Here is a 16,498-nt window from a genome sequence, read left to right as displayed (position 1 = left end):
AGCGGGTCCTCCGGATAGGTCACGGTGGGGATGACCCCGGTCATGGGCGACGTCCTGGCCCAGCCCTTGTCGAATTCGCCGTGCCAGAACGGCCGGTACTCCAGCCGCTGGATCTTCCAGATTCCGTCCTCGTTGACGTAGCGGTTCTCGTAGAGCCCGCCTTCCCACCACTGGTCGAAGGAGACCTGGCCGGGGAAGGTCTCCTTGGCCGATTCGTGCAGCCCGGCCTGCATCACGCACCGGAAACGGCCCTGCGCCGTGGTGAGGTCGTCGGAGACGGTGACGATGTCCTGGAACTGCGGGTGGTCCAGGAGGAACCCGAAGACCGGCCCGTCGTGCCCCTGCACGAACCGGCCTCCGAACCGCTGAACGTAGAGCCGGTCGATGCCCGCCCTGCCCTTGTACAGGCCCCCGCAGAAGTAGACCTCGCCGTCGTCGCTGAACAGCGCCGCAACTTCGGAGTAGTGACACTTGTCGAGGTAGTAGCTGTACGCGTGGTGCAGCCGGCGGATCTCCTGCTGCGCTTCGAGCAAGGCGACCCGGTGTGCCAGCGCCGCCACGGTCTCCCGCAGGTCGGAGTCGGATGTCTCGGTCATGGCGTTCCTCCTTGACAAGCGGTTCAGGGTGGATCAGGCGGTGCGGTGGGCGAGCTCCTCGCTGCTCACCCAGTTGCCGTGCAGTCCCATCCGGATACGCATCGGAAGAGAGAGCGTGCAGACAGGTGGTTCGTCCAGCTTCTGCGCGTCGAGGATGACCAGGTCACTGTGCATCCGGTCTCGCCGGGCGACCACCACGAAGACGTAGCCGACGCCCGGCGGGGAGTCCGGCTTGGCGGGCACGAACAGCGGCTCCCCGACGGTGGCGTGGTCGCCCGGGTAGTAGATCCGCTGCTTTCCGGTGTCGAGCTCGATGGCGCTCACCCATCGGAATCCGCCGCCGGGCGCGGTACGGCCTGGGACGTCGGTCAGTCCCATGACGCCCCAGGTATACGGGAGGGTCTCCTGTCGGTCATCCATCCTGGGGAACTCGCCGGGGAGCTGGCTCAGCTGCTTCTGGGTGAACGTCATGCTGGGGTCGTGCGTGTCGACCGTCCAGCGGGAGAGGTAACCCTTGGCCCGCTCCGGGTCGTAGGACGCGCCGCACAGATCCGGGAACCACGGGAAGTAGTTGGTGGCGCTGACCGGCGTGTCGATGTGGATGAACCGGCCGTCGTCGTACCCGCCCATCATGTGGCTGGCGAACCGGTTGCTCCCCTTGTACCAGCGGACGTCGGCGGCGGAGCCCCTGCGTGGCAGCACGCCGAGGTACACGTCCTCGTTCGGATCCCACTTGAAATGCGACTCGCCGTTCTTGAGCCACTGCAGGTCGCTCTTGAGCGGGATGATCGGGAAGACGACGAAGTTCTGCGTCACGACGAAGTCATGGACCATGCTCGAGTACGGAGCCTGGAACCAGGTCTCGTGGACCAGGCGCCCGGCCGCATCCGCCTCGTAGTAGACGATGTCGGGGGTCGTATCGCCCTTGGCCGCGTAACCGAAGAAGACCATCTCGCCGGTCCGTGGGTCGAACTTCGGGTGCGCAGTGGATGTCTGCGAGGTCAGTGATCCCTCGAAGTCGAATTCTCCGAGGGTCTCGAGCGTCACCGGATCCAGGATGAGTGGCGCGGAGTCTTCTTTGGCGACGTACAGCCGTCCTCCGTGGTAGAAGACGTTGGTGTTCGCCAGCCCTCGGCTGAGGCCTTCGACGGTCGGGTTGTCCGTGTACGGGTTCCGGTACGCCCCGAACAGCGCGCGACCGGCGATCTCCTCGGCCTGAAAGCGCGGCGTCCGTACGTAGCGGCTCTTGAAGTCGACGCGCCCCCGGTCGAACCGGAACGAGATCACCATCCCGTCGCTGTTGAACAGTTCGAGGTCGTTCTCGATGAACGACGGCCATTGCCGGTCCACCACGCACTTGTAGTACGTCCCAGAGAGCTGCTCGGGAATCTCACCCTGGGTCACCTGCACGCCTCGGATGTCGGCCTCAACGCGCATCGGCGCGTCGAACGGGTCGGCCAAAGCGGGAAATCGGACCATGTGCACTCACTCCTTGCGTTGCGGACGCCTTATGTCGCGGACGTCTTGGACCGGGCTCCGACGCCGACCTCGTCGAGGTCACGCCCGACGACGAGACGGCCCGAGAATCCGTTGACGGCACGGCGCCACCGGTGCTCCGGCCAGCTGCCCGGTACGAAGTGGGTCAGCACGAGGGTGCCGGCACCGGCGCGCTCAGCAATCTCACCCACCTCTTCGTCCGAGGTGTGAGCGTTGAGGTGGTGGTTGACGATGCCCTCTTCGGCTTCGCTGCGCGGCGGCGGGTACAGGCTTTCCACCCATTCCCGGGAGATGACCTCATGGACCAGGACGTCAGCCCCTTCGGCCAGCTCGTCCAGGTTCTCCGACGGGCCGGTGTCGCCGGAGAAGACCACCGCCCCGTCGTCGGTGTCGAACCGATACGCGAGCGCCGGAAATACCGGCGCATGCTGGACCAGCGTCGCCGAGACACGGACCCGGTCGTCCTCGTGGAAGATCACCGGGCTCATCCGGGGATGAGGCTCGTCGTTCGGGTCGTCCAGGAGGTCATCCGCGATCGGCACATCGCGCCCCTCGAAGAGTTCCCCCGGAACTGGCTTGCGATTGTCGAACGACCGGTCGTTGTAGTCGGTCGCAAAGGCGCTGACCAGAAGATTCACCATCTCCCGCGTCCCCGGAGTGGGATTGTCCGGAGCGACGACGGGCGGCTCGGGTGGTTCGCCGAACAACGGCGGAAGCTCGCCCCGGTTCCCAGGTCCCCAGACCGTGACCTTGCGCTCAGTGTGCTCCAGGCCGCCGAACAGCCCGAACATGAGCAGGTTGTTGAGGTCGACGATGTGATCGGAGTGCAGGTGAGTGAGGAAGATGCCGCCAAGCCGATCGAGTGGGCCGACACCGACGCCGGCGGTCCCGATGCCGGATGCGCGGATCTGCCGGCCGGCCCCTTCACCGGCGTCGACCAGGTAATAGCGGTCGCCCACGACCAGCGCGGAGGCGATGCCGGCGCGGACCGGGTCGTCGAGCCAGCCCGGCCCGCCCAGCGTGCCCAGCAGCACCACCTTCGTCCGGTAGTCCTTCGTGGTCGCGGGTGCCCTGCTCGGTTCGGAAGCGAATGCCTGGATCGAGCTGCCTGCAGTGGTCAATGCCGCCCCACCGGCTGTGCCTGCCAGCAGTGACCTCCGGGTCACGCACGGCGCTGTAGCTTGGCCGAGAACGTCACACACGACACTCACTCCTCGCCGTTGAAGGTGGTAAGGAGTGAAAAGGACAGCGGCGGGCCTGACAACGATCGGCGTTAACCTTTCGGCTATGTGGAAAGACCGACAAGCCAGGCGACTCGGACATGACATCCGCTGAGATGGCGCTCCGTGCGGTCCTGCTGATCGCGGAACGTGGTCAGATCACGGTGACCGAACTGGCGCTGGCCCTCGAAGTGGCACCGTCGACGGCGCACCGCGTACTGGCCAACTGTCGGCAGGTGGGCTTCGTACGGCAGGACGATCGTGGCGGCCCGTACGTCCGGGGACCGGCCCTGCACGAGATCTCGCTGCTGGCGTCGCGGGCGTTGTCCCTGCGCGACGCCGTCGACCCGGTGTTGCACGACTTGCGCGATGAGACCGGAGCGAGCGTCGGAGTGATGATCCTCGAAGGCCGGAACGCACGCATTGTCAACGGTCTGATCGGCGACAGCGATGTGGTGGCCAGCCGCGTCGGCCGGGTCTTCCCGGCCCACCGAGTCGCGGGCGGGAAGGCGATCCTGGCCACGGAGACGCCGGAGAAGCGTCGCCGCCGCCTCGGTCCGACGCTGCCGCCGTTGGCAGACGGCACCACACGGACGTGGGAGGAGTTCGAGAAGGAGATGGGGCTGGTGCGTCGGCGGGGGTGGGCGCATGCGATCGGTCAGAGCGATCCGGCCATCGGCGCCATCGCCGCTCCGGTCGTACTGGCCAGCGGCGACGCCATCGGCGCCCTCACCCTTGCGCTACCTCGCTACAAGATGAGCACGCGGTCGGAGGTGGAGGCTTTCGCCCCCGAGCTGTTACGTGCGGCCACCCGCGCCCAGTCTCGCCTCCGCGGCGGAGCCGGCTGAGAACATCACTTGCACCTTCCGGCAATTTGCCGTTAAACAGCAAACAATCTATGTTCACCTCGGACTTTAGAAGCACGTTTGCTGTTTACGCTCATTTTGCAGAGGAGCGCAAGTAACATGAAGCCCGGTCTGAGCGTGCCTGGCACGCAGCCAACCCGCCAGTCATAAAACAGCATCGCGGCCAAGCGACGAGTCGAGCCTCACAGGCACGTGCGATTCCGACCGTTCGAGTGAGGACGTTGAGCTGTTCGAGCTCGTCGGAGGACGGATCGACGCGTCGCGTCACGGGGTGAGGTCGGCCAACGCGCCATCGAGGTCACGGCCGCGGTTGTAGCCGCGTTCGGTAATCAACTGGACAGCGACCCTGGCCAAATCCCAGTCGTCGTCCTCTGCGACTCGTGCGAGCTCTCTTACATCGTCAGCATCCGTGGGGCGGTTCCGATCGTCGCGCGCCAGAAGTTTCATGACAATGAGGTGACCGGTCCGGGCCACCGGAACGACGAGCTCGGGGAGGATCTCGAGTTCTTCGGCCTGCTGCACGATCTCCGGCTCAATTCCGCACGAAGCGAAGAGCAAGTCCAGCACGACCTCCGGGCGATCACGATGGTCTAACCGCACGGGAGGTCATCCACGAGCCGCCGCAGTGCGACCTCAAGGCCGGTCAAGCTGTTCGCGGCCACGTCACAAGCCGACCCTGCGCGTCACCATCCGGGGCCTTAGAACGGTCTGCGAGCCAGTCAGCCACCACGCCGCGAACTTCACTCTCCGACGCGTCAGAATGCTCCCGACGATACCGCTGAGCACGCAACTGAGCGCCGAGCTCAGTCAGCTCGAGTGCGGTCTGGACGCCTCCCGTAGACATACAGTCATTCTAGCGGCCCAGGTCACACCCGCCTATGTGCCACACTGAGTGGTCGGCGTTCGTTCAGGCACGGGCACAGCCGAACTCGACGAGACCCGTTCAGAAGTTACTGCAAATGGCGAGGCAACATGGCCTCATCAACCCTTTGATTCCGCTTGGCGACCTTTGGCTGCCACCAGACCGCGGGAAGCGATGGCCTCGCTGTCTGATCAACCATCTGTTCGGGCAATAAAATAGAGGAAACTCCATACGCTGCGGACGCTGGCTCGTGCTCGACTGGTCAGCATGACGATGAGATCTTCAAGCCTGGTCGTGGTCCCGGCGCGTGAGGGCCGAGCGTTCCCTCTCAGTGCCGGGCAGCGAATCCAGATCAGCGACGTCGAAGGCGGGCAGGTCGGCGACGTGTTCGCGTTCGTCCGCGACAACCCCACCGAGTACCACAGCGCCGCGCACACACGGGCACACGTCGACCGGCTCTTCCCCACTCTGGGCGAGCAGTTCGTCACCGATCGCCGGCGACCGATCCTGACGCTGGCCGAAGACAGCTCACCGGGACACCACGATCTGCTGATCCCGGCGTGCGATCCAGCACGATACGCCGCGCTCGGTGTCGGCGACAGCCACCCGTCGTGCGCCGAGAACCTGCACGCGGCGCTTGTTCCGCTGGGCGTATCGGTCGACGTCGTACCCCAGCCGATCAATGTCTTCATGTACGTCCAGGTCAACACCGACGGCACCCTCAGCTGGCTTCCGGCTCCGACTCGGGCCGGTGACGCCGTCGTCTTCGAGGCGGCGCTCGACTGCATCGTCGTCGTGTCCGCCTGCCCGCAGGACGTCGTCGGGATCAACGGTGGCCGGCCGACCCCACTTGCCGTCGAGCTCTTCGATACCGCTGGCTGACCGGTCCGTGCGACGGCCTGTCCAGGTCATCGAGAGCGTGAACGCGAACCGGCCTTCCACGGGCTATCCGTCCTTACCGATACAGCGTCTCCACAATCAAGGGATCACCATGACACCCAACTCCAGCACGCCAACGCACCCCGCGCTCAAACCAACTCAGATCGGACCCCTCGGGCTTGCCAACCGGCTGGCCGTCGCACCGATGACGCGCGTCTCCGCGACGCCGGACGGCGTGCCCACCCAGCAGATGGCCGACTACTACTCCGCGTTCGCCCGAGGCGGGTTCGGGCTGGTCATCACCGAAGGCACGTACACCGACCTCCGATACAGTCAGGGCTACCTCAACCAGCCCGGGGCGGTCACCGACGCCCACCTGGCCGGCTGGCGAGACGTCGTCGATGCTGTCCGCGCGGAGCGGGGCACGATCATCATGCAGTTGATGCACGCTGGCGCACTCTCGCAGGGCAACCCGTACTCCGAGGAGCCCGCCGGCCCTTCCGCCGTGCAGCCTCGTGGAACCATGCTCAGCGAGTACGGCGGAGAAGGGTCCTGGCATACGCCGATCGAGATGAGCCAGGCCGACATCGACGACGCTGTCAGCGGCTTCGTGCACGCCGCGCGGCAGGCGCAGGCCGCGGGCTTCGCCGGCGTGGAGATCCATGGCGCGAACGGCTATCTTCTCGACCAGTTTCTCACCGACTACACGAACCAGCGCACAGACCGGTACGGAGGGCACGTCGAGAACCGGGCGCGGCTCATGTGTGAGGTCACCGCCGCAGTCCGGGCGGCCGTCCCCGCCGGCTTCGTCGTCGGCGTCCGGCTGTCCCAGACGAAGGTCAACGACTTCGAGTACCGCTGGCCCGGCGGCGCGCGCGACGCAGAGACGATCTTCCGTTCCCTCGGGGACACCGGCGTCGACTATCTGCACGTCGCCAGCGAGGGCCGGGACTGGATCGAGACTGCCCGCCTGGACAACGGCGACACGATCACCGCTTTGGCCCGCCGCGTCACTGATCTGCCCGTCGTCGCCAATGGCGGCATGCACCGCCCGGACCAGGCGGCCCGAGTCCTCGACGACGGTCACGCGGACGTGCTCGCCGTCGCGCGCGGCGCGCTGAGCAACCCCGACCTTCCACACAGATTCGAGGCCGGCGAGGAACCGGCCGGATTCGACGACGCGATGCTGCATCCGATGGCGACACTGGACAACGCCGAAGCGTGGACCGCTGCCAACGCCTGATCTTGCCCCACCGACACCTCGTTACGTCCTGCACACGACTGCGCCCATGGCGCACCGCGTGCAGGACGTACGACTGTGCCTGCGTGCGGGTGGCAGCCGCCTCGGAGTACTGACGCGGCACGGCGATAGCCGCAGTAATTCATGACGACGCGGCGCGACAGCCGCCACAGTTGCGGAACTTCAGCTCCGCAATCGCGGAAGTCATGGGCCGCAGTTGCGGAACAAAGTGGCCGACAATCGCGGAAGATGAGATGCTCTCATCATGGAAACACCCAGGTTAAAGGGCGAGGTTCGTCGTCGCGCCTCGGACACCGTCGGCACACGACTAGCAGATGAGCCCGTCATCGCTCTCCATGGCATCAGGACGGCAGGAAAGTCGACGCTACTCGACCAGGTCGCATCAACGGCGGGACAGGAGAGAATCGACCTTGATGACTCCGACACCAAGATTGCTGTGGAAAGCGATCCGCCGCTGTTCGCCCGTGGCCCTTCACCAGTCTGCATCGACGAGTACCAACGTGTTCCGGCCATACTGGACGCCATCAAAGCCGAGCTGAACAAAGACCTGCGCCCAGGTCGGTTCGTCCTCACCGGCTCCACCACCTACGAGAGTCTGCCGCTGACCGCCCAGTCGCTGACTGGCCGCCTCCACCGAGTGATTGTCTGGCCGTTCTCCCAGGGCGAGATCGACAGCGTCCACGAGACGTTCGTCGAACAACTGCTCGACGACCCGACACAGCTGGTGAGTAACTCCATGTCAACGACGTCACGTGAGGAGTACATGGAACGAATCACTCACGGCGGCATGCCTCTTGCCCTGACACGGAGCACCGGTGCCGCTCGTACCAGATGGTTCAACGACCTTATAGAACTGATCGTCACCCGGGACGTGATGGAGCTGTCACGGATACGCCAGCGGCACATCCTGCCCCACCTGCTGCGCCGGCTCGCGACTCAAACCGCGCAAACTCTGGTGGTCGCATCCGCATCGGAGAGTGTCGGGATCGACAAATCAACGGGAGAAAACTACACCCAGCTCCTTGAGTCGGCCTTTCTCATCCACCGGCTTCCAGCGTGGGGCAACTCGGCGCACGCCCGAGTCAGTAAGCGACCGAAGGTCCACATGATCGATACAGGGCTGGCCAGCCACCTGCTGAGGATCACCCCCGAAAAGCTCGTCCGCCGGAACCCTGCCGTACTCACCGAGCTTGGACACCTACTGGAGACGTTCGTCGTTAACGAGATCCTCAAACAAGCGAGCTGGCTTGATCAGCCGGTCACGGCCGAGCATTTTCGAACACGCGACGACGAAGAGGCCGACCTCGTGCTGGAACGCGACGACGGCGGCATCGTCGGGGTCGAAGTCAAGTCCGCCGTCAGCGTCCCCAAGGCCGAGTTCAGAGGTCTACGAAAGCTACGCGAGATGGCCGGTGACGCCTTCCTCGGCGGCGTCGTCATGTACATGGGACAACGCTCCTACACGTACGACGATCGCCTCCACGTCATACCCATAGACCGTCTATGGAAGCCCTGACACCACAGGCTGACAGGCTAGACGTCGGGGCGATCCGCGGCGACGGCCCCGGCGGGCGCCCGGGTGAGCCCGTCGTCAGACGAGTAGATCCACTCGTAGCCCGCGGTCGTCGCCAGAAAACGGTCGTCGAACCCGGACGTCACCTCCTGTTGCGGGTAACGACGGAGGATCCACCCCTTCATCAGCAGCAGATACAGCGCGAAGCCAAGCGGCAGCCCGACGATGTAGGCGTAGTCAAGCAAGCTCACCGCCACACCGCCCGCCATTACCCAGGCGATGATCCCAGCCGGGTTGACGCCGCCCGCGAACTGGAACTGCCCATCCACCCGGTACAGGTCGGGCACGTTCAGCCGGCGTCGCCGGATCACGTAATAGTCGGCGAGCATGATCCCGCCCAGCGCACTGAGCACGGCGCCGTAGTAGTTCAGGAACGTGAAGAGGTTGTCCAGGATCAGCCACGGCATCGCGAGCGTCCCGACGACGCCGGCCAGCGCGACCGCCACGGGATACGACAACCGCGGCGCGCCCGCGTTCACGAACGTCAGCGCCGCGGGGATGAGGTTGGCGGCGTTGTTCGTCGACCACTGCGCCAGGATCACCAGCCCGAGCAGCACGATGAGGGTGAATCCCTCGCTGGTCTCCTGGATGACGTTGACCGGATTCCAGTCACCCGCGGCGATGAACGAGACGGCGCCGATCAGGGCGACGAACGCCTGGGTGATCGGCAGGGCGAGAAACTGCGCGGCGAAGACGTGCTTGTTCCGGCGCACGAAGCTGCCGGTTCCCGCCTCAGTGCGCAGGAACCGGGTGAGGTTCGGAATGTCCACCGCCAGAGCCGACCAGAACGCCATGTTCCCGACGAACAACACCAGGATGGAGACCTGCTCCGATCCGGCGAACGTCCAGATGTTGTGGCCCTCTGCAGACGCGAGGTCTTCGAGGGTGAAGTACATCCAGATCGACACGGCGATGATGGCCGGTGCGGCGATCGACGCCAATCTCTCGACGGCCTTGATGCCCAGCGCCGTGTTGACCACCTGCACGGCTGCGAAGACGGCGTACCACAGCGGCCAGGACGAGAAGCCGGTGAAGTACTCGACGATTCCGTTGATCGCCAGCGCTCCCAGGTACGTCTGGATCCCGAACCAGATCGCCGCCACGATCCCACGCGAGATCGCGGGCAGATGCGTGCCCAGCGTGCCGAACGGGGCCCGCAGGTAGACCGCGAACGACAGTCCGTGTTCGGTGCCGATGTCGGCCGTCAGGGTCATGACGACGGCGAGCACGAGGTTCGCCAGCAGGATGGTGGTGACGACGGTGGCCAGTGGAAGCCCGGACACCCCGGTGGCGCCGAGCGAGAAGGTGGCGATGATCACCGCCATGCCGACCCAGATATAGACGAAGCCCATGGTGCCGAACTGCCGGCCCGCCATGGTGACGGGCAGGATCGACTCCTCCAGCAGATGGTTGGGCCGGCCGCGGTCGGCGTTGCCCGAGGTGGAACGTACAGGTGGTGCTGTAGACATGGAACTCACCTCGCTGGTTTCGGGGCGGCTCAGCCGCGGGAACGAGGGCTACGGGTGATGAAGTCGGAGGCGATCTCGTCGAACGTGGTCCAGCGGACGCCGACGTGAGTGTTGATGTGCTCGATGAGCCGCTCAAGCATGAGCAGGACCTGCGGCCGTCCGGAGACGTCCGGGTGGATGGTGAAGGTGACGACGCCGTAGTCCATCTCGCGGTAGACCCAGTCGAACTGGTCGCGCCACATCTCTCCAAGGTGGCGAGGGCTGACGAAGCCGTGGCTGTTGGGGGAAGCCTTGATGAACATCATGGGCGGCAGGTCGTCCAGGTACCAGTTGGCCGGTATCTCGACCAAGTCGGTCTCCTCGCCCCTGACGAGCGGACTCATCCACTCCTCGGCCGGGCGAGAGTAGTCGATCTTCTCCCACCGGTCGCCGACCCGCACGTAATAGGGGGAGAAGTCGTTGTGCATGAGGGAGTGGTCGTAGGTGATGCCGTGGTCCAACAGCAGCTGGGCGGTGGCCGGCGAGAACTCCCACCACGGCGCGACGTAGCCGGTGGGACGCTTGCCCGACAGGTTCTCGACCAGGTCGATCGAACGCTGCAGGACTGCCGTCTCCTGCTCGAGGCTCATCGCGATCGGGTTCTCGTGGGAGTAGCCGTGCACGCCGATCTCGTGTCCGGCGGCGGCCACCGCCTTCATCTGCTCGGGGAACGTCTCGATCGAGTGCCCCGGGATGAACCAGGTGGTCTTCATGTCATACCGGTTGAACAGCTTCAACAGGCGCGGCGCGCCGACTTCTCCGGCGAACACGCCGCGCGAGATGTCATCGGGCGAGTCCTCCCCGCCGTACGAGCCGAGCCAGCCCGCCACCGCGTCGACGTCGACCCCGAACGCACACATGATCTCTTTTGCCATGCTTCCTCCTCACTGTGTCTGGCCTGGCCCGCGAGATGTTCGGAGCGGGCCTCGGCGCTGTTCCGTGTTCTTCTCGCCGTGCCGTCGACGCGCGGACGCGCTCGCCGCGTGACGTCGTTCTGGCACGTGATCTCCTAGCTGAACCGGTCGATGGCGTCCGCGACACTCGCCGTGGACTCAGAGGTGGCGAGCGCCAGCGCGAGCACCAGCCGGGCGTGCGCGGGACGCAAAGTGCCTGCGAGGATCGCTCCTGACCGGGCCAGTTCCGCCCCGCCGCCGGGCCCGCCATAGCGTGGGACGACGGCCCCCGCACCGGTCCGGGATGCCACCACAACCGGGACACCGCCGGCGATCACGGACTGGACCGCTTCCGCCATAGCCGGCGTGACGTTCCCGGCCCCGAGCGCTGCCACGACGACGCCGCGCGCGCCGGCGTCGACGGCGGCGCGGACCAGCGCACCGTCCGCACCGGCGTACGAGGCCACGATGTCGACTCGTGGCAGCGGAGCGTCGAGCGTGTCCAGCGGGAACCCAGCCGGCCGGATGGGGTGGGCGAGAACCCGGACTGCGGTGTCGTGGCAGGTCGCCACCCGGCCGCTGGACGGCGCATCGAACGCATCCATCGCGAGCGTGTGAACCTTGGTCGCGAACCGAGCCGGCCAGGCGTTTCCGGCCATATAGACCACCGTGCCGGTGTCTCGCATCTGCGGGTGGGCCGCCAGCCGCACGGCGTCGTTGAGGTTGCGCGGCCCGTCGCGGTCGGGCTCGCTGGCGTGCCGCTGGGCGCCGGTGAACACGATCGGCACGCCTGAGGAATGCACCAGGTCGGTGAGGAAGGCGGTCTCCTCCATCGTGTCGGTGCCATGCGTGATCACGACGCCGTCGCTGGTGTCCGCGGCCGTGACCGCGGCTCGTGCGATCTGCCGGAGCTCGGCGTCGCCGATACGGTAGCTGCCCACCCGCAGCACCTCGTCCGCCTCAGGCTCCACGCCTGGAACATCGACCGCGGCGAGTAACTCGTCCGGGCCGTCGCTGGCCACGACGTCCGCACCGCGTGGCCGAGAGGCGATCGTCCCGCCCGTCGTCAGGATGCGGATGCGGGGCGGCCTTTCCGCATGGTTCACGACCAGCTCCTTGTTTCCGATCTGTTGCAAGCGATGGCGCAATCGATTGTGCAACCGTTCATGGAACAATAGGGAGCGCTCGACCCGCCGTCAAGAGCTCGCGGAGGACCTTTCGCAAGTGACCAGGTCAGACATGGATGCTTCGGATAACCCGGACAGCGCCAAGCCCCCAGCGCGATCTCCGCGGGCCGGCTACCGCACGACCGGGCCCGTGACCCTGCGCACCATCGCCGAGCAGGCCGGCGTTCACCCTTCGACCGTCTCGCGGGCCCTCAAGAGGTCAGCGGGCGGAGACGAGACGGCTCGCCGGATTCGCGAGATCGCCGCCGAGCTGGGTTACCGACCGGACGCCGCCGCGGCCAGCCTCCGCACCCGGCGGTCCGGAGCTGTCGGCGTGCTCGTCCACCGGCTCACCGACGTCGTCCAGGCGATCCTCTTCGAGGCGATCGAGCAGACCGTGCTGGAGCTCGGATACCAAGCCATCGTCGCCAACACCTACGACGACCCGGACGAACAACAGCGTCGTGTCGAGCTCATGCTCGCCCGGCGGGTGGACGGCCTCATCCTGGCCGACGCCCACACCGACCTCACCTACGTCGACTGGGTGGATAGCCTGGAGATCCCGTTCGTGCTGGTCAACCGCCACGCGGGCGACTACCCGTCGGTGACCCTGGACGACTACCTCGGTGGACGGCTCGCCGGCTCGCACCTGGCCGACCTGGGCCACAGCCGGATCGCGGTGCTGGGCGGACTGCCGCACTCCAGCGCCTCGACCGAGCGGGCGGCCGGCTGCCTGAACGCGCTGCGCGAGCGCGGAATCGAGGTGGACGATGACGCCGTGGAGACGACCGGGCTGGACGCCTCGACGGGGCGGGAAGGGATGCGGCGCATCCTCGACCGCAGGCCAGACATCACTGCTGTCTTCGCCGTCAACGACTTCGACGCCCTCGGTGCGGTGATCGCTCTTCGGGAAGGTGGGCGAGAGCCTGGCGCCGACGTCGCCGTCGTCGGTTTCAACGACGTTCCCGTGGCTGAGGCGGCACAGCTGACCACGGTGCGCAGCCCACACGCGACGATGGGGTCGGCGGCGACCCGGATGCTCATGGACGTCATCGACGGCCGCCATGTCCAAAGCATGCGGCTCTCCCCCGAGCTGATCGTGCGCGCCACCAGCTGCCCACCCCCGTCCCCATGATCATCAACCGTTGAGCGCGTCATGACCGGTCTGACGGTTGATGATCATGAGCGTCGGCCGTCTCCACCGCGCGCAAGGCGAGGAACATGTCCACCCGGTCCTCGGTGCGCATCACATCTCGACCGGTGAGCTCTGCGACCCGAGCCAGCCGGTTGCGCAGCGTGTTCACGTGGACATGCAGCACATCAGCGGTCCGCGACCAGTGGCAGTCGTGGTCAAGGAACGCGCGGAGCGTGGCCTCGACATCACTACCTCGCTCGGCGTCGTGCCGCCGGATCGGCCCGACGACGTTCCAGCCGAACCTCCGCAGCGTCTCCGGGTCCTGGAGTCCCATCAACATGTGATACGTCCCCAGCGTGTCGAAGCGCGCCACTCGTGAGCCCACCGTCCGTCGCCGCAGGACACGGCAGGTCTCGCGGGCCTGCAGCAGCGCCGTGCGCAACGTGCGCGTACCGGAGCCGACTGTCCCCAGCCCGATCGCCACACGTCCGGGGTCCGATCCGTCACCGACCGACATCGCCAGCCGCTCGGCCATCGCCGTCAGGTCGTCGTCGGGACCACGTACCGGCAGGATGACGGCGACATCCTGCGGGCCACCGGCGACGACGGCCGGAGTCGCCTCCACGACGAAGAACTCCCGCACCGCCTCGACCAGGTCCATCGATGCCAGGTCGGCCGTACCGACGGTGGCTACCGCCCACACCGTCAGCCAGCCCTCCGGATCGAGGCCGAAGCCTTCCAGCCGGTCAGCCACCAGCCTCGGTTCAGTCGAGGCCGATGAGACCATGTCGAGCAGCTCGCTGGAGAACCTCATCTCGATCGCCTGGGCCAGGTGCGTGCGGGCGAGTTCCAGGCTGACGAACCTGGCTGTCTGTTCGAGTACGTCACGCTGCCGTTCGTCGAGGTCACGCGTCGACGTGAGGCAGATCAGCGCCGCATCCGCCCCGCCCAGCGCGCCGCAGAGAAACACGGCGGCACCACCACGCCGGTCGAGGTCCACGTCGAGCGGCGGCGGATGCTTCGTGAGGGCATCAGCGACGCGGCGGCGCTCGTCGTCGTCGAGCCTGGCACCCGCCAGCCGCCGAGCCATCCGGTCGACGACGGAGACCTCCAGCTCGGGATGGTCGCGGACGAGCACGTCCAAAACGCCAGCCATGCCGCCGCCCCTCGTGACCGACTCGGCGAGTGCGTCGCTACGCCGGACCATCCGGGTCAGCTCCCGTTGACGCTGCTCGGCGTAGCTGGCCGCCGCGACCCGGGACAGGTCGGTGAACGGCACCGACACCGCGAGCTCGAGCAGCGGGACGGACTTCGCCCGGCATACCTCGACCAGTTCCTCCGGTGTCTGCGGACTCTGCGCCGTCAGGCCGAAGACGATCCCAGAGCCGCCGGCTCCCTCGACATGTGCGACGAACTCCGCAGCCGATTCCTCGCCTTGGAACCAGAGGCCGTTGGTCATCACGAGCTCACGCTCGCGCAGATAGGGAGACGGGTCCAGCAGCTCGGTGTTGTGCACCCACCGCAGCGGCTTGTCGAGGGCTCCGGGCGCACCCTCAACAAGGACCCGCAGCCGCAGCGACCGGTCGGACACGAGCGACGCCATGGTGAGCACGGCTGTCACTCTATCCATCCAACAGCCGTCTCCTTAGATATTTCTCCATTCAGTTCCGTCGGATGAGCGGGAGCGCTACGAGGACGAATCCAAGGTGAGCGACACTCCATCGGCAGTCACCGACAGCTCCGTGGCGCGCAGCCCCAGTGGCAGGCCGGACAGGTCGGAGATCTCGTAGGTGCCGGGTTCGGCGAGCTCCACATCGAACCCAGGAATCTCCTGGCCGACGTCTACGTCGTCCACCTCGGCGACGACCGAGTCGCCGTCCAGGCCGGGCGTGACGAGGAGCGTCGCCATGCCTTCCGGCTCGGCGCGCAACTCCAGCTGGCCGCTATCGGGCACCGGGATGACCTCAACGCCGACGATCCCGCCCGGCAGCGCATCGACGATGGCGCCCTCGAGACCCTCAGCGGGAACGTCGACCTCCATGTGAGCGCGCGACGCCGAGATCTCGTTGCCACCAAGCCATTCAGCGTCGGTCAACTCCGCGTGGGCGCTAGCGCCTGTCATCGACCCGTAGGAGAGACCCTGCGCGTCGATCTCTACGGCGGAGAGCTCCCTGGAGAACAGGCCGGGCAGGATGGGCGTCGTCCCGAAGGAGGCGTCGGCCGTGCCTCCCCACTCCGCCGACACGAACGCCTCTATGCGGTCCTTGATCAAAGCACGCGCGAGCAGTTCCGCGCCGACCGCCATCGCGGCGAGAACGAACAGGAGGATGATCCACACCCACGCGCGGGATCGTCGCTTTCGGGGTCGTGCCATGCCTGCACAATACGGAGCCTATGGTGCATCTCCCCCAGGCGGCCCCTGTGCTGTTCGGGTCGCAGCGCCACCCGGTCTCTGCCTGTTCCATGATCGCGAACACTGACCGGGCATATGGCACGGCACGTGTTCATGATCACCGGCGGTACGGTGCGGCTATTCGCGTTGCAGGCGTCGGCGGGTCCGTATAGCCTGAATACGGCGTCGTTCCGCGCCTCACCTCCGTTCCGGTGCTCACGCCGCCGGCGTCGTGGAGGCAAAGGGGACTTCGAGTTCTCGGGACGCACGGTGACATGCCCCATCCGGTGGGCCGACGAGAGCGTGGGTCTCGTGGCTGCGCCGTGAACAGGAGCATGTGATGACCAAGCAGAAGTCCTTCAAGACACGCGTCCGCGCCCGCATGGACAAGACGGGCGAGAGCTACGCTGCCGCCCGCCGTCAGCTTCTCACCCGGACCGACACCGTAGCCGAAGAGTCCGCGGCTGCCGCACCGAGCCCGGCCGTCACGGCCACACATGAGGCGACCGAGCAAGGGAACACGGTCCGGTCGATGCAGCAGTCGGAAGAGTCCGTCCGCGAGCGCACCGGCCGGGGCTGGGACGAGTGGTTCTCCATGCTCGACGCGTGGGAAGGGACCACACGTACACACGCTGACGTCGTTCGCTGGC

Annotated in this window: 14 protein-coding genes and 2 pseudogenes; 6 read left to right on the top strand and 10 right to left on the bottom strand. The window is 66.5% G+C overall.

Going from position 1 to position 16,498, the window contains the following annotated elements; translation table 11 throughout:
• From ELR45_RS07450 to ELR45_RS07440, 3 genes are all read right to left on the bottom strand, one after another.
• On the bottom strand, positions 1-596 hold a 596-nt coding region (locus ELR45_RS07450; protein WP_165367565.1), incomplete at its 3' end, for a nuclear transport factor 2 family protein.
• A gap of 33 nt (positions 597-629) precedes the next feature.
• Positions 630-2,075, bottom strand: a complete 1,446-nt coding sequence (locus ELR45_RS07445) for a carotenoid oxygenase family protein (protein WP_129664747.1) — start codon at positions 2,073-2,075, stop codon at positions 630-632.
• Positions 2,076-2,104: 29 nt separating this feature from the next.
• Entirely contained in the window at positions 2,105-3,259 is a 1,155-nt protein-coding gene (locus ELR45_RS07440) for an MBL fold metallo-hydrolase (protein ID WP_205856193.1), read from the bottom strand.
• A 155-nt stretch (positions 3,260-3,414) separates the two neighbouring features.
• Here ELR45_RS07440 and ELR45_RS07435 point away from each other — a divergent pair, with 155 nt between their 5' ends.
• Complete coding sequence (locus ELR45_RS07435) at positions 3,415-4,161, top strand: IclR family transcriptional regulator (RefSeq protein WP_129664743.1); 747 nt, start codon at positions 3,415-3,417, stop codon at positions 4,159-4,161.
• A gap of 282 nt (positions 4,162-4,443) precedes the next feature.
• On the opposite strand, the pseudogene ELR45_RS07430 reads toward ELR45_RS07435, so the two are convergent.
• Both ELR45_RS07430 and ELR45_RS42565 read right to left on the bottom strand, forming a co-directional pair.
• Positions 4,444-4,749, bottom strand: a pseudogene (locus ELR45_RS07430) (hypothetical protein); the annotation flags it as partial.
• 73 nt (positions 4,750-4,822) lie between these two features.
• Positions 4,823-5,023 (bottom strand): hypothetical protein, encoded by a 201-nt coding sequence (locus tag ELR45_RS42565; protein WP_420813833.1) that lies wholly within the window; start codon positions 5,021-5,023, stop codon positions 4,823-4,825.
• Positions 5,024-5,314: 291 nt separating this feature from the next.
• Between ELR45_RS42565 and ELR45_RS07425 the strand changes: the two genes are divergently transcribed.
• The 3 genes from ELR45_RS07425 to ELR45_RS07415 all read left to right on the top strand — a co-directional run bounded on the left by ELR45_RS07425 (position 5,315) and on the right by ELR45_RS07415 (position 8,697).
• Positions 5,315-5,923 (top strand): DUF1989 domain-containing protein, encoded by a 609-nt coding sequence (locus ELR45_RS07425; RefSeq protein ID WP_129665074.1) that lies wholly within the window; start codon positions 5,315-5,317, stop codon positions 5,921-5,923.
• 109 nt (positions 5,924-6,032) lie between these two features.
• Positions 6,033-7,163: an oxidoreductase gene (locus tag ELR45_RS07420; RefSeq protein ID WP_129664739.1), complete on the top strand. Its 1,131-nt coding sequence runs from the start codon at positions 6,033-6,035 to the stop codon at positions 7,161-7,163.
• Between the two features lie 262 nt (positions 7,164-7,425).
• Complete coding sequence (locus ELR45_RS07415) at positions 7,426-8,697, top strand: ATP-binding protein (protein WP_129664737.1); 1,272 nt, start codon at positions 7,426-7,428, stop codon at positions 8,695-8,697.
• A gap of 17 nt (positions 8,698-8,714) precedes the next feature.
• Here ELR45_RS07415 and ELR45_RS07410 read toward each other — a convergent pair whose 3' ends face one another.
• From ELR45_RS07410 to ELR45_RS07400, 3 genes are all read right to left on the bottom strand, one after another.
• The gene (locus ELR45_RS07410; RefSeq protein WP_129664735.1) at positions 8,715-10,223 is read right to left on the bottom strand and encodes an NCS1 family transporter; all 1,509 of its coding nucleotides are present in this window, start codon (positions 10,221-10,223) and stop codon (positions 8,715-8,717) included.
• A gap of 29 nt (positions 10,224-10,252) precedes the next feature.
• Positions 10,253-11,137 (bottom strand): polysaccharide deacetylase family protein, encoded by an 885-nt coding sequence (locus ELR45_RS07405; RefSeq protein WP_129664733.1) that lies wholly within the window; start codon positions 11,135-11,137, stop codon positions 10,253-10,255.
• Between the two features lie 134 nt (positions 11,138-11,271).
• Positions 11,272-12,261 (bottom strand): asparaginase, encoded by a 990-nt coding sequence (locus tag ELR45_RS07400; protein WP_129664730.1) that lies wholly within the window; start codon positions 12,259-12,261, stop codon positions 11,272-11,274.
• 133 nt (positions 12,262-12,394) lie between these two features.
• Between ELR45_RS07400 and ELR45_RS07395 the strand changes: the two genes are divergently transcribed.
• Complete coding sequence (locus tag ELR45_RS07395) at positions 12,395-13,456, top strand: LacI family DNA-binding transcriptional regulator (protein WP_129664728.1); 1,062 nt, start codon at positions 12,395-12,397, stop codon at positions 13,454-13,456.
• 19 nt (positions 13,457-13,475) lie between these two features.
• On the opposite strand, the gene ELR45_RS07390 is transcribed toward ELR45_RS07395, so the two are convergent.
• Entirely contained in the window at positions 13,476-15,086 is a 1,611-nt protein-coding gene (locus ELR45_RS07390) for a PucR family transcriptional regulator (protein ID WP_205856191.1), read from the bottom strand.
• A 57-nt stretch (positions 15,087-15,143) separates the two neighbouring features.
• Positions 15,144-15,830 carry an LmeA family phospholipid-binding protein gene (locus ELR45_RS07385; protein WP_129664726.1) on the bottom strand — a complete coding sequence of 229 codons (687 nt, stop codon included), beginning with the start codon at positions 15,828-15,830 and terminating at the stop codon, positions 15,144-15,146.
• Between the two features lie 358 nt (positions 15,831-16,188).
• On the opposite strand from ELR45_RS07385, the pseudogene ELR45_RS37165 reads away from it, so the two are divergent.
• Positions 16,189-16,498 (top strand): annotated as a pseudogene (locus ELR45_RS37165) (hypothetical protein); the annotation flags it as partial.

Source organism: Phytoactinopolyspora endophytica (assembly GCF_004138495.1).
Lineage (GTDB): Bacteria > Actinomycetota > Actinomycetes > Jiangellales > Jiangellaceae > Phytoactinopolyspora > Phytoactinopolyspora endophytica.
The sequence above is the reverse complement of the archived record's forward strand: the minus strand, read 5'-3'. Positions and strand labels throughout refer to the sequence as shown.

Excerpts from the sequence above, each read along its gene's own strand:
- ELR45_RS07445 (WP_129664747.1), bottom strand. The coding sequence starts at position 2,075 with ATGGTCCGATTTCCCGCTTTGGCCGACCCGTTCGACGCGCCGATGCGC.
- ELR45_RS07435 (WP_129664743.1), top strand. The coding sequence starts at position 3,415 with ATGACATCCGCTGAGATGGCGCTCCGTGCGGTCCTGCTGATCGCGGAA.
- ELR45_RS42565 (WP_420813833.1), bottom strand. The coding sequence starts at position 5,023 with ATGTCTACGGGAGGCGTCCAGACCGCACTCGAGCTGACTGAGCTCGGC.
- ELR45_RS07425 (WP_129665074.1), top strand. The coding sequence starts at position 5,315 with ATGAGATCTTCAAGCCTGGTCGTGGTCCCGGCGCGTGAGGGCCGAGCG.
- ELR45_RS07420 (WP_129664739.1), top strand. The coding sequence starts at position 6,033 with ATGACACCCAACTCCAGCACGCCAACGCACCCCGCGCTCAAACCAACT.
- ELR45_RS07415 (WP_129664737.1), top strand. The coding sequence starts at position 7,426 with ATGGAAACACCCAGGTTAAAGGGCGAGGTTCGTCGTCGCGCCTCGGAC.
- ELR45_RS07410 (WP_129664735.1), bottom strand. The coding sequence starts at position 10,223 with ATGTCTACAGCACCACCTGTACGTTCCACCTCGGGCAACGCCGACCGC.
- ELR45_RS07405 (WP_129664733.1), bottom strand. The coding sequence starts at position 11,137 with ATGGCAAAAGAGATCATGTGTGCGTTCGGGGTCGACGTCGACGCGGTG.
- ELR45_RS07395 (WP_129664728.1), top strand. The coding sequence starts at position 12,395 with ATGGATGCTTCGGATAACCCGGACAGCGCCAAGCCCCCAGCGCGATCT.
- ELR45_RS07390 (WP_205856191.1), bottom strand. The coding sequence starts at position 15,086 with ATGGATAGAGTGACAGCCGTGCTCACCATGGCGTCGCTCGTGTCCGAC.
- ELR45_RS07385 (WP_129664726.1), bottom strand. The coding sequence starts at position 15,830 with ATGGCACGACCCCGAAAGCGACGATCCCGCGCGTGGGTGTGGATCATC.